At 73.2% G+C, this 11,999-nt stretch carries 8 protein-coding genes; 3 read left to right on the forward strand and 5 right to left on the reverse strand.

Going from position 1 to position 11,999, the window contains the following annotated elements; genetic code table 11:
- Nucleotides 1–86 precede the first annotated feature (86 nt).
- Entirely contained in the window at nucleotides 87–674 is a 588-nt protein-coding gene (locus tag EXE59_RS16720) for a hypothetical protein (RefSeq protein ID WP_135839912.1), read from the forward strand.
- On the opposite strand, the gene EXE59_RS16725 is transcribed toward EXE59_RS16720, so the two are convergent.
- The 4 genes from EXE59_RS16725 to lpdA all read right to left on the reverse strand — a co-directional run bounded on the left by EXE59_RS16725 (nucleotide 620) and on the right by lpdA (nucleotide 8,765).
- Nucleotides 620–1,510, reverse strand: a complete 891-nt coding sequence (locus tag EXE59_RS16725; RefSeq protein ID WP_135839913.1) for a TIGR01777 family oxidoreductase — start codon at nucleotides 1,508–1,510, stop codon at nucleotides 620–622. The two genes, EXE59_RS16720 and EXE59_RS16725, sit on opposite strands and share 55 nt — an antisense overlap.
- Nucleotides 1,511–1,565: 55 nt before the next feature.
- Nucleotides 1,566–5,075, reverse strand: a complete 3,510-nt coding sequence (locus EXE59_RS16730) for an ATP-binding cassette domain-containing protein (RefSeq protein WP_246056845.1) — start codon at nucleotides 5,073–5,075, stop codon at nucleotides 1,566–1,568.
- 372 nt (nucleotides 5,076–5,447) lie between these two features.
- Entirely contained in the window at nucleotides 5,448–7,358 is a 1,911-nt protein-coding gene (sucB, locus tag EXE59_RS16735) for a 2-oxoglutarate dehydrogenase, E2 component, dihydrolipoamide succinyltransferase (protein WP_135839915.1), read from the reverse strand.
- Nucleotides 7,359–7,388: 30 nt separating this feature from the next.
- Entirely contained in the window at nucleotides 7,389–8,765 is a 1,377-nt protein-coding gene (gene lpdA, locus EXE59_RS16740; protein ID WP_135839916.1) for a dihydrolipoyl dehydrogenase, read from the reverse strand.
- Nucleotides 8,766–8,942: 177 nt separating this feature from the next.
- Here lpdA and EXE59_RS16745 point away from each other — a divergent pair, with 177 nt between their 5' ends.
- Nucleotides 8,943–9,302 (forward strand): hypothetical protein, encoded by a 360-nt coding sequence (locus EXE59_RS16745; protein ID WP_135839917.1) that lies wholly within the window; start codon nucleotides 8,943–8,945, stop codon nucleotides 9,300–9,302.
- A gap of 5 nt (nucleotides 9,303–9,307) precedes the next feature.
- Here EXE59_RS16745 and EXE59_RS16750 read toward each other — a convergent pair whose 3' ends face one another.
- On the reverse strand, nucleotides 9,308–10,816 hold the full coding sequence (locus EXE59_RS16750; protein WP_135839918.1) for a leucyl aminopeptidase: 1,509 nt from the start codon (nucleotides 10,814–10,816) through the stop codon (nucleotides 9,308–9,310).
- Between the two features lie 66 nt (nucleotides 10,817–10,882).
- On the opposite strand from EXE59_RS16750, the gene gcvT reads away from it, so the two are divergent.
- Nucleotides 10,883–11,998 (forward strand): glycine cleavage system aminomethyltransferase GcvT, encoded by a 1,116-nt coding sequence (gene gcvT, locus EXE59_RS16755; protein ID WP_135839919.1) that lies wholly within the window; start codon nucleotides 10,883–10,885, stop codon nucleotides 11,996–11,998.
- Nucleotide 11,999 lies beyond the last annotated feature (1 nt).

Below are 11,999 nucleotides of genomic sequence, written 5' to 3' on the forward strand. Positions count from 1 at the left end.
CGAGCGTACGCCGCCGCCTCCGCGCTGCGGACGGGTGCCTGTGGATGACGCCTGCGGCGATCGCGCGGATCGGCCACGCTGTGGCGATGGACCCGCGACGCCTGCTCCCCGTCCTCACCGCCGTCGCCTGCGCCCTCGTCGTGGCCACGCTCGTCGTCGGCCACGGCAGGCCGGACGACACCGGGCGAGCGGTCGTGCCGCCACGTGACGCGCCCGCCACCGCGCCCGCCACCGGCTCGCCCGCCGCACCGACTCCGGGTCCGGCCGCCGTCCTCGCGGCCTGGGACGAGCGCCGCGCGGCCGCGTGGGCACGAGGCGACGCAGAGGCCCTGGCAGACCTGTACGCCGCAGGATCGCGCAGCGGTGCGGCCGACGTACGCCTGCTGCGGGCGTACGCCCGGCGCGGGCTGCGGGTCGAGGGCCTGACGACGCAGGTGCTCGCCCTCCGCGTGGTCGAGCGGACGCCGCGACGGCTGGCGCTGGTCGTCACCGACCGCCTCGTCGGCGGGTCCGCGGTCGGCGGCGCGGCGCCGGTCGCGCTGCCGGTCGACCGTGCGTCGACCCGGCGGGTCGTGCTGGTGAGCCGGCGGGGGAGGTGGGTGGTGGCGGAGGCGCGCGATCAGGACAGCGCGGCGGCGAGCACCTCGCGCACGTCCTCGTCCTCGAAGTCGTAGCCGGCACGCTCCAGGGCGGCGGGCCGCACGTTGACCGAGTTGAGCAGCTCGGGCGCCATCTGCCCGGCCGCCAGCCGCAGCACCGGCGCCGGCGCGGCCAGGAAGGAGGGCCGGCGGAGCGCGTGGGCGAGCGTGTCGGTGAACTCACGGTTGGTGGGCGTGACGGGGCAGCACAGGTTGAACACCCCCGACACGTCGTGGGACTCGGCCAGGTAGGTGGCGGCCCCGACCCAGTCGCGGAGGGAGATGATCGGGAAGTACTGCTCGCCGCTCGACAGGCGCGCGGCCATGCCGGACTTGAACAACCCCCGCAGCAGTCGCAGGGTCAACGACGCGCGGTCCAGCACCGGAGCCGTGCGCAGCACGCAGACCCGGGCCCCGGCGTCGAGAGCGGGCTGGGCCGCGGCCTGCCACTCGCGGGTGACCCTGGTGAGCAGGCCGTCGCCCAGGCTGTCCGACTCCTCGGTCAACGGGTCGGCTCCGTGGTCGCCGTAGAAGGACGTGCCGTTGTTGGCCAGGAACGCCGGCGGCCTCTCGCTGGCAGCCACTGCCTCGGCCAGCACGCGGGTCGTCACGACCCGACTCTCCATGAGCTCGCGGCGGTAGCGAGCGGAGTGCGGGTTGCCGAACAAGGGCGATCCCGCGAGGTTGACGACCACGTCCGCGCCGCCGACCAGCGCCTCGTCGAGCACACCCGCGTACGGGTCCCACTCGGACTCCGTCGGGCATTGAGCCTCACGCCGGACCAACGCCACCACTTCGTGCCCGTGCACTCGCAGGTGGTCGGACAGGTGGGTGCCGAGGAACCCCGAGGCACCAGCGATGACGACGCGCATGCCACCCACCCAACCATGCGACCAAAGGCGGCGGCAGCGGTTCGCGGTGTCAGGGTCAACCGGCCAGGTGGGCCCAGCGGAGGGACAGCTCGTGCCACGGACCCTCGTCGACCACCCGGCCGGAGTCGAGCACCACGACGCGGTCGGCCTGGGCGAGCGCAGCAGCCTTGCTGGTGGCGCCGATGACGGCGGTGCCGCGTGCCCGCAGGGCCTGCCACAGCTCGACCTCGGTGGCCGCGTCGAGGGCCGAGGAGACGTCGTCGGCGAGCAGCACGTCGGCCTCGGTCGCCAGCGCACGCGCGAGCGCGAGCCGCTGCACCTGGCCGCCGGAGAGGCGTACGCCGCGGTGGCCGACGAGCGCGTCGGGGCCGCCGGCCTCCGACACGTCGCGTCCCATGCGGGCGGCATCGATGGCCGGCATGACCGACCGGTCGCCGTGGTCGAGCGCGACGTTGCCGGAGAAGGTGCCTGACAGCACCCGCGGCACCTGGGCGACGTGGGCCACCCGCCCGGGGCGGAGCGTGGTCTGCGGGTCGTCGATGCGACGGTCGTTCCAGCGGATCTCGCCGGTGCTGCCCACGAGGCCGGCCAGTGCCCCGAGCAGGCTGGACTTGCCGGAGCCGACCTGGCCGAGGAGCAGGACCAGCTCGCCGGCCCGCACGTCGAGGTCGACACCCTGGACGCCGAGGGTGCCGTCGTCGTGGACGGCGTCGAGCCCGCGCACCGAGAGGGTGCGCAGCGGGTCGCGGTGCGGTGCGGGCGGCTCGGGGCCGGTGCCGTGCACGAGGTCCACGCCGGGAGGCAGGTCCATCAGGTCGCCACCGCCGGCCAGCTCGCTGGTGGCGTTCATCCACGCGCGGGTGCCGGGGGCCTCGGTCACCACGGACCCGGCGACGCGGCCGAACCAGTCGAAGCCGCTCACCGCGTTGGCGACGAGCAGCGCGGTGGCGAGCTCCCAGCGGCCGGTCAGGAGACCGCCCCAGGCGGCGACGACGCCGCACTGGACCATCACGACCGGTACGCCGTCGAGCAGGGCCTGCACCCGGTGCTCGCGCACGGCGGCGTCGACACGGCCGCCGTCGACGTCGCGCAGGTGGCGGTGGACGTGCGGCGTCGCCGCGGCGAGCTTGACCGTGCGTACGGACTCCAGGGCAGAGACGAGGGACCGGCCGAACGTGGCACGCGCCGTCGAGGCGGCCGCCGCGGAGCGTCCGGCCGCGCGGCGCCCCAGCGTGGACGCCAGCGCCGAGGCCACCATGACGGTCAGCAGGACCGCGCCGGCCACCCAGGTCTGGGCGATGAGCGCGGTCACCAGCGCGACGAGGAGACCGTTGACGAAGTCGACCCAGCGGTCGGTGTAGCGGGCGAGCCGGTCGGCGTCCATCGCGCGGGCCACGACCTCGCCGGGAGGCGTACGGACCAGGCGGCGCTGGGCGGTCTGCCCGTGCAGGACCGCTGCGCGGACCCGCAGCATGACCTCGACCCACCAGTGGGGGTAGGCGCGGAAGGCCTGGGCCAGCAGGTACGGACCCGCCACCAGGGACGCCACCAGTCCGACCAGCAGGAGCCCCGGTCGCCCGCCGTCCTGGAGGTCGGTCACGACGAGTCCCCACACCCAGCCGGTCACGGCACCGAAGGCGCCGGTCAGGGAGGCGAGCAGGAAGAGCAGCGCGCCGAACAGGCCCCACTGGGGCTGGATGCTGATGGTGTGGAGCACCTGGCGTGCCAGGCTCGGCGTCGGTGCCAGCTCGGGCGGCGCCGGGGGAGTGGTGCTGCGGCGCACGGACCCGATCGAGGAGTCGTCGTGGTGGTGCTCCTCGACGACGGCCTCGTGGGCGGCCGCGGCCAGCAGGTCGCGGAACGGTCCGTCCTCGACCGCCAGGCGACCGCGTGGACCCTGCTGGACCACGCGTCCCGACTCGAGCACCGCGACCTGCTCGGCGCGCTCGGTCGTCGAGAGGCGGTGGGCGACCAGGATGCCGGTGCGTCCGGAGATCAGCCGGTCGGCGGCGCGCACCACGCGCGCCTCGGTCACCGGGTCCATCCGGGCGGTGGCCTCGTCGAGGACGACCACGCTCACGTCGCGCACCAGCAGGCGGGCGAAGGCGACGAGCTGCTCCTCACCGGCCGAGAGGCTGGTGCCGCCGGGCCCGAGGACGGTGTCGAGGCCCTCGGGCAGGCCGGCCACCCAGTCGGTCAGGCCCAGCTCGGCGACGGCCGCCTCGACGATGCTGCGCGGCACGTCGTCGAAGAGGGTGATGTTGTCGGCGAGGGTGCCGGCGAGGACCTCGGTGCGCTGGGTGACCACGCCGACCGCGGAGCGCAGCGCCTGCAGGTCGAGGTCGCGCACGTCGACGCCGCCGAGGAACACGGTGCCGCTCGGCGGCTCGACCGCCCGCGAGAGCAGCGAGGCCAGTGTGGACTTGCCGGAGCCGGTGCGGCCGACGAGGGCGCAGGTGTGCCCTGCGGCGAGCAGCAGGTCGACGTCGCGCAGGGCGAAGGTGCCGGTGCCGTAGCTGAACTCGAGGTGGCGGAACTCCACGTCGAGCGGGCCGCCGGGCACCGGCAGGCCACCGGTGGGCTCGGCAGGCGAGGCGAGCATCCCTCGCAGCCGCAGCACCGCGCCGAACCCCTCCTGGAGGTCGGGCAGGTGTCGGGCCAGCATGTCGACGCCGCCGACGAACATCGTGGTGACCAGGAAGAGGGTCACCAGGCGGGCCGTCGTCAGGTCGCCGGACAGGACCAGCGCGACTCCGACGACGCCGACGGCCGCGAGCGCACCGTGCAGGAGCCCGCCGCTGCGCCGGGTGATGCGGACCTCGACGGCGAGGACCGCGTCGAGGGTGCGGTGCACCACGGACGCGAGGTGGGCGTTGCGGCGCAGGACGTGGGCCTGGCCGAGCGAAGTGCGCAGGTCGTCGCGCGCGGCGACACCCTCCTCGGTGGAGGCGGCGTGGTCGGTCCAGGCGGCCTCCTCCACCACCTTGCGTTGCGCGACCTGTGGGAGGAGGCGGCGGATGGAGAGGAACGTGACGACGGCGGTCAGCGGGAAGAGGAACGCGGCCGGCCACCACGTCAGCGACGCGACCACCCAGAGCGGACCCGAGGCGAGGAAGGTGCGCGCGGCCTGCCACACGCCCCACCGCATCAGCTGGCCGACCTCCCAGGTGTCGTCGTCGATGCGGTCGAGGACCTCGCCGACGGCCTGCTCGGAGAGCGCGGAGAGCGGCTGTGCCATCGCGGCGTCGAGCAGGTCGGAGCGCAGCTGGCCCTCCGCGCGGTCGCAGATCGTGGCCCACACGGTCTTGGCGACGGTGTCGATGACCGCGCCGCCCACCACGCAGAGCGCCAGCAGGACCAGCAGCGCCTGCGTCGGGTCCTCGGCGAGCCGGCCGGCGACCATCGAGCCGAGGGAGGCAGCGACGGCACCGAGCAGCGACATCGAGAAGCAGACGTAGGTCAGCGGACGGCGTACGCGGTGCCAGTCGACGGGCACGCGGCCGGCCGGCAGGCCGTCGGTCGGGGACGTGGTCGCCGGTGCCGTGTGGGTCTGGATCTCGGTCACGGTCACAAGCACAGGACGTTACGTGGCGGGACCGACATCGCGCGCCCGATTTATCGTCCACAGGCCCCGCCCCGCTCCGCGATAGTCCGCTGCGAACGGCCGGTCCCGAGGCGGGTGCGAGCGGCTGTTCGCAGCGGACTACCGGGTGAGGGGGGCGGGAAGCCTGTGGACACGGCTGGCCTGGACGTACGCCGACGCCCCGCCCGCACGTGGCGGACGGGGCGTCGTGGGAGCCGGGCTCCGGTGTGCGCGGCGGGTGCGCTCAGCAGGTTTCGAGACGACCGGTGCACCCGGCTCGCAGGCTCGCCGGGGTGCCGGTCCCTCAACCTCTTCGGCCCACGTCGCCCGACGCTTCGCTCCGGGCGACTGACCTCAGACCTCGAACTGGCCGGCCTCGAGGCGCTTCTTGACCTCCTGGAGGAAACGACCGGCGTCGGCGCCGTCGACCAGGCGGTGGTCGTAGGTCAGCGACAGGTGGACCATGTGGCGCACCGCGATCGTCTCGCCCAGGTTGGGGTCGTCGATCACGACGGGCCGCTTGACGACCGCACCGGGACCGAGGATCGCGACCTGCGGCTTGTTGATGATCGGCGTGTCGAACAGCGCCCCGAAGCTGCCCAGGTTGGTGATCGTGAAGGTGCCACCGGACAGCTCGTCGGGGGTGATCTTGTTGGTGCGGGTGCGCTCGGCCACGTCCGCGATCTTCTTGGCCAGGCCGGCGATCGAGAGGTCACCGGCCTCCTTGACGACCGGGGTCAGCAGGCCCTTCTCGGTGTCCACGGCGAACGCGATGTTCTCGCGGTCGAAGTAGGTCACCTCGCCCTTGTCGGTGTCGATCGCGGCGTTGAGCTTGGGGTGCAGCTTGAGCGAGTCGATGGCGGCCTTGGCGAAGAAGGGCAGGTAGGTGAGCTTCACGCCCTCTCGTGCCTGGAAGTCGGCCTTCGACGCCTCGCGCAGGCGGGCGATCGCGGTGACGTCGACCTCCATGACCTGCGTCAGCTGGGCGGCCTCCTGCAGCGACTCGACCATGCGCGAGGCGATGACCTTGCGCAGGCGCGAGAGCGGCTCGGTGGTGCCGCGCAGCGGCGACGGCGAGGCCGACGACGGAGCAGCAGCGGCCGGGGGAGCCCCGGCAGCGGCGGGTGCAGCTGCCGGTGCGGCGGCGGGCGCGGACGCTGCCTCCTTGGCGGCCGCGGCCGCGTCGAGGACGTCCTGCTTGCGGATGCGGCCACCCACGCCGGTGCCCTGCAGCGAGCCGAGGTCCACCCCGTGCTGGTCGGCCATCTTGCGCACCAGCGGCGTGACGTACGCCGTCTGGTCGCGGCCACCCTCGGAGCCGCCGTCGGCAGCGGGCGCCTGCGGCGACGGGGCCGGGGCCTCCTGCTTCGGCTCCTCCCCCTTCGGGGCCTCCTTGGCCTCCGGCTCAGGCTCGGGCTCAGGCTCAGGCTCAGGCTCAGGCTCAGGCTCAGGCTCGGGCTCGGGCTCGGGCTCGGGCTCGGGCTCGGGCTCGGGCTCGGGCTCGGGCTCGGGCTCGGACTTCTCCTCGGCCTGTGCGGGGGCGGCGTCGCCGGACCCGATGATGGCCAGCTCGGCGCCGACCTCGACGGTCTCGTCCTCCTCGGCCTTGATCTCCAGCAGGGTGCCGGCGACGGGGGAGGGGATCTCGGTGTCGACCTTGTCGGTGGAGACCTCCAGCAGCGGCTCGTCGACCGCGACCTCGTCGCCGACCTGCTTGAGCCAGCGGGTGACGGTGCCCTCGGTGACGGACTCGCCCAGCGCGGGCAGCGTCACCGGCGTACCGGAACCGCCGCCCGATCCGCCCGAGCCGCCCGAGCCGGACTGGCCGGACGAGGCCTCCTCGGCGGCGGGCTCGGACTGCGCCGGGGCGTCGTCCTTCTCGGACTCGGGGGTCTCGTCGCCGGCCGGGACCTCGCCGGTCTCCTCGGCGACCTGCTCCTCCTGCTCGGCCTTCTTCTCCGACTCCTCCTCGTCGGCCGGCTGGGCCTCGGGCTCGGCGGAGCCGGAGGCGTCACCGGAGGACTCACCCTCCTCGCCGACCACGGCCAGGACCGCGCCCACCTCGACGGTGTCGTCCTCGTTTGCCTTGATCTCGAGCAGCGTCCCCGCGACCGGGGACGGGATCTCGGTGTCGACCTTGTCGGTGGAGACCTCCAGCAGCGGCTCGTCGACGGCAACCGTGTCACCGACCTGCTTCAGCCAGCGGGTGACGGTGCCCTCGGTGACGGACTCGCCGAGTGCGGGGAGGGTGACTTCGGAGGCCAATGTGGTTCCTTCGCTCGCGTTGGTTGGGTGTCAGGAGTGTGCGTGGAGAGGCTTGCCGGCGAGTGCCAGGTGGGCCTCGCCGAGCGCTTCGTTCTGGGTGGGGTGGGCGTGCACGAGCGGCGCGACGTCGTCGGCGTGTGCCTCCCAGTTGTAGATCAGCTGCGCCTCGCCGATGAGCTCGCCGACCCGATCGCCCACCATGTGGACGCCGAGGACCGGCCCGTCGACGAGGCCGACGAGCTTGACGAAGCCCTGGGTCTGGAGGATCTGGCTCTTGCCGTTGCCGCCGAGGTCGTAGGTGATGGTGGTGACCGCGTCGCCGTGCAGCTCACGCGCGGCCGCCTCGTCGAGGCCGACGGACGCGATCTCGGGGTGGGAGTAGGTCACCCGCGGGATGCCCGACTCGTCGATCGGCCGCGGGTCGAGGCCGGCGATCTCCTCGGCCACGAAGATGCCCTGCTGGAAGCCGCGGTGGGCGAGCTGGAGCCCGGGCACGATGTCGCCCACGGCGTACACGCCCTCGACGTTGGTGCGGCAGCGGTCGTCGGTGAGGACGAAGCCGCGGTCCATCTCGACGCCCTGCTCGGCATAGCCGAGACCGTCGGTGGACGGTCCGCGGCCGACGGCGACGAGGAGCACCTCGGCCTCGACCACGTCGCCACCCTCGACGGTCACCGCGACGCCGGTGTCGGTGGTCTTCACGCTCTGGAAGGGCGTGCCGGTGAGGAAGGAGATCTTCCGCTTGCGGAACGCGCGCTCGAGGGCCTTCGACGACGCCTCGTCCTCGGCGGCGACGAGGCGCGGGAGGGCCTCGATGATCGTCACGTCGGCGCCGAACGACTTCCACACGCTGGCGAACTCACAGCCGATGACGCCGCCGCCGAGCACGATGGCCGACGCCGGCACGCGGTCGAGGCGGAGCGCGTGCTCGGAGGTGATGACCTTCTCGCCGTCGACCTCGAGGCCGGGCAGCGACCTGCTGTAGGAGCCAGAGGCGAGCACCACGGCCTTGCCGGTGTACGCCGTGCCGTCGACCGTGACCTCGTGCGGGCCGGTGAGGACGCCGGCGCCCTCGATGACGGTGATGCCGCGGGACCTGATCAGCCCGGTGAGGCCCTTGAAGAGCCGGTCGACGACCTTGTCCTTGTAGGCGTTGACGCCGGCCATGTCGATGCCGTCGAGGGAGGCGCTCACGCCGAACTGCGCGGCCTCGCGGGCCGAGTCGGCGACCTCCGCGGCGTGGAGCAGTGCCTTGGTCGGGATGCAGCCCACGTGGAGGCAGGTGCCGCCGAGGTTGCCCTTCTCGACCAGGCCGACGCTCAGCCCCAGCTGGGCCGCTCGCAGGGCGCAGGCGTACCCGCCCGAACCAGCCCCGAGTACGAGGACGTCGAACTCTCCGTCCGTCACTGATTCCCTCCAGATGCTCGACTCGCCCGACGATCACGGGCGCGTCCATCTTTGCACCAAACGTGTGCCTGTCCACACCGGGTCGGGTGTGCCGATCCCGAGCCGATCCCGGCCGATCCCGGGCCGAACTGTTCCGACGACGGGCGCGATGGGGATCGTCTGGGCAGAATGTGCGTCATGGGCATGTTCGACCGATTCCGTCGCAAGGGGCGCACCAGTGCTCCGGCGCGGGACGCCACCCGCACCGGCTCCACGCGCGTGCGCGCCTCAGACGGTGAGGACGTGCGCCACCTGGAGAACTTCGTGAGGACGCGACAGGGGGTCGAGGGGTTCGTCGAGCCACGCACCGCCGTCAGCGACGTGACGATCCTGCTCGTCGCCCACGACGGGGAGTGGACGCGCCGCCGGGTGCCGAGCGTGAAGTGGGCGCACGACTTCGCCAACCGTCACCGCGTGCCGTCCTACGACGCCGCGGTCGTGGGCGTGCCGCAGCGGATGCGCGACTACAACCGGCGCAAGAAGGCCGAGGGGATCTAGCCCGGTCAGGCGCTCGCGGCCAGCGACCGGGCGTACGCCACCAGTGTGGTGACGCCGAACCCGGTGGCGCCCGACGGGACGTGGCCGTACGGGCTGCCGAGGTTCATCTCCTTGCCGGCGATGTCGAGGTGCGCCCACGGCAGGCCGCCGGTGAACTCGCGCAGGAACGCCGCGGCGTAGAGGCCGCCGCCCCAGCGGACCCAGTCGTGCTGGAGCAGGTCGGCGACCTTGGAGCTGGTGATGCGCTCCTTCATCTCCTCGGGGATCGGCATCCGCCAGTGCTGCTCGCCGGCAGCCGCGCCGGCCGCGAGGACCGCGGGCACCTGGTCGTCGGTGCCCATCACGGCGCCGACCTTGTCGCCGAGGGCGAGCTGCATGTGGCCGGTGAGGGTGGCGATGTCGACGACGACGTCGGGCTCCTCGACCACGGCCAGCGAGAGCGCGTCGCCGAGCAGCATCCGGCCCTCCGCGTCGGTGTTGGCGATCTCGACGGTGGTGCCGTCGTGCATCGTGATCACGTCGCCGGGGCGGGTCGAGGTGGCCGAGACCATGTTCTCGGCCATCGGTGCGAAGGCGGTGACCCGGACCGGCAGGCCGAGCCGCGCGATCGCGAGGGTCGCGGCGACGACGCTGGCGGCGCCGGCCATGTCGCCCTTCATGTTGGTCATGCTGGAGGACGGCTTGATGGTGAGCCCGCCGGAGTCGAAGGTGACGCCCTTGCCGACCAGCGCGAGGTGGCTGACGGCGTCCTCGGGGGCCCAGGTCAGCTTGACCAGCCGCGAGGGCGCGGCCGACGAGTCGCCGACGCTGAGGATGCCGCCACAGCCCATCTCGGCGAGCTGCTCGTGGTCGAAGACCTCGAGCTTCACCTTGGGGGCGCCGCGGCCCTTGGTGACCTCCTTGTGCGCGGCGGTCACCAGGTCGGCCAGCAGCGGGGGAGTGCAGTCGCGGGGAGGGGTGTTGACCCAGTCGCGGGTGAGCGCCACGGCGTCGGCGAGGACCTCTGCCTCCTCGAGGGCGGCGACGGCCTCGGCCTTGCGGGCGATCGAGCTGAGCACGACCACGTCGGTCGGCTCGATGGTCTCGGGCTTCGTCGACTTGTACGCCGTGAAGGTGTAGCCGCCGAGGCGGTGGCCCTCGACGACCGCGGCGACCAGCTCCGGGGTCTCACCCGGCAGGGCGAGCGCGACCGACGCGGCGTTGGGGACGCTGCGGGCCGCGACGCCCGCGGCGCGGCGTACGGCGATCGCGTCGGTCGGGTCCTCGCCGAGGCCGACGAAGACCAGCAGGGGCGCGTTGACCTCGTCGCGAGTGGGCGTCCTGACCGCCTCGCCGGCCTTGCCGGTGACGCCCAGGGTGGACAGGAACGGACGCAGCCGGCGGCCGTAGGCGGCGCTGACGTCCTCGGCCGCGTCGCACAGGCGCGGCCCCTTCGGGCCGGCGACCACTCCCACGACGACCGCGTCGGCTCGGGTCTTGGCGGGGCTGGCGCTGCGCACGGAGTAGGTGGTCACCCGGGCATGCTAGGGGAGTCCCGAGGGGAGTCAGGACGCGAGGCATGCTGCGGTAGGTTGCGCCACATGGCCGGATCTCTGAAGCAGTCGCCCCTCCACGACCGTCACGAGGCCCTCGGTGCGAAGTACGCCGAGTTCGGCGGATGGTCGATGCCGCTGGAGTATGCGACCGGTGTCGTCAAGGAGCACACGGCCGTGCGGGAGTCCGTCGGGATCTTCGACGTCAGCCACCTGGGCAAGGCGCTGGTGTCGGGGCCGGGGGCCGTCGACCTCGTCAACTCGACCCTGTCCAACGACCTCGCCAAGATCGGTCCGGGCAAGGCCCAGTACACCCTGTGCCTCGACGAGTCGGGCGGCATCGTCGACGACCTCATCGCCTACTGGCACGACGACGAGCACGTGCTGCTGATCCCCAACGCCGCCAACACCGCGGAGGTCGTACGCCGCCTGCAGGCCGCCGCCCCGGACGGCGTGAAGGTGGTCGACCACCACGACGACTACGCCGTGCTCGCGGTGCAGGGCACCCGCTCCGACGAGGTGCTCGACAAGGTGGGCCTGCCGACCGGCCACGAGTACATGTCGTTCGTCGAGGCCGACCTGGAGGTCGGCGAGGACACCGTCGGCGTCGTGGTGTGCCGTACGGGCTACACCGGCGAGCGCGGCTACGAGCTCGTCGTGGCCAACCACGCCGCCGGCGAGCTGTGGGACCGGCTGATGGCGGCGGGCGAGGAGTGGGGCATCACTGCGTGCGGCCTCGGCGCGCGCGACACGCTGCGCACCGAGATGGGCTACCCGCTCCACGGACAGGACATCACCCTCGACACCAACCCGGTCGAGGCCGGCCTGTCGTGGGCGGTCGGCTGGAAGAAGGACGCGTTCTGGGGTCGCGAGGCGGTGCTGCGCATCAAGGAGGAGGGTCCCCGGCGGCGGCTGCGCGGGCTGGTCGCCGTGGGGCGCGGCATCCCGCGCCCCGGCATGAGCGTCACGCTCACCCACGACGTACCCCTGGCCGACATCACCTCCGGCACCTTCTCGCCGACGCTCAAGAAGGGCATCGGGCTCGCTCTGGTCCCGACGATGGTCGCCGAGGACGCGCAGGTCGGTGTCGACGTGCGCGGGCGCCGCGAGATCTTCCAGCTGGTCAAGCCGCCCTTCGTCGACCCCTCGGTGAAGGAGTCCTGAC

Origin of the sequence: Nocardioides eburneiflavus (assembly GCF_004785795.1) — a bacterium.
Classification (GTDB): Bacteria; Actinomycetota; Actinomycetes; order Propionibacteriales; family Nocardioidaceae; genus Nocardioides; species Nocardioides eburneiflavus.

What these genes read in the sequence shown, in the direction of transcription:
- gcvT (WP_135839919.1), top strand. Translation starts at nt 10,883, where the DNA reads ATGGCCGGATCTCTGAAGCAGTCGCCCCTCCACGACCGTCACGAGGCC.
- EXE59_RS16720 (WP_135839912.1), top strand. Translation starts at nt 87, where the DNA reads ATGGACCCGCGACGCCTGCTCCCCGTCCTCACCGCCGTCGCCTGCGCC.
- EXE59_RS16745 (WP_135839917.1), top strand. Translation starts at nt 8,943, where the DNA reads ATGGGCATGTTCGACCGATTCCGTCGCAAGGGGCGCACCAGTGCTCCG.
- EXE59_RS16725 (WP_135839913.1), bottom strand. Translation starts at nt 1,510, where the DNA reads ATGCGCGTCGTCATCGCTGGTGCCTCGGGGTTCCTCGGCACCCACCTG.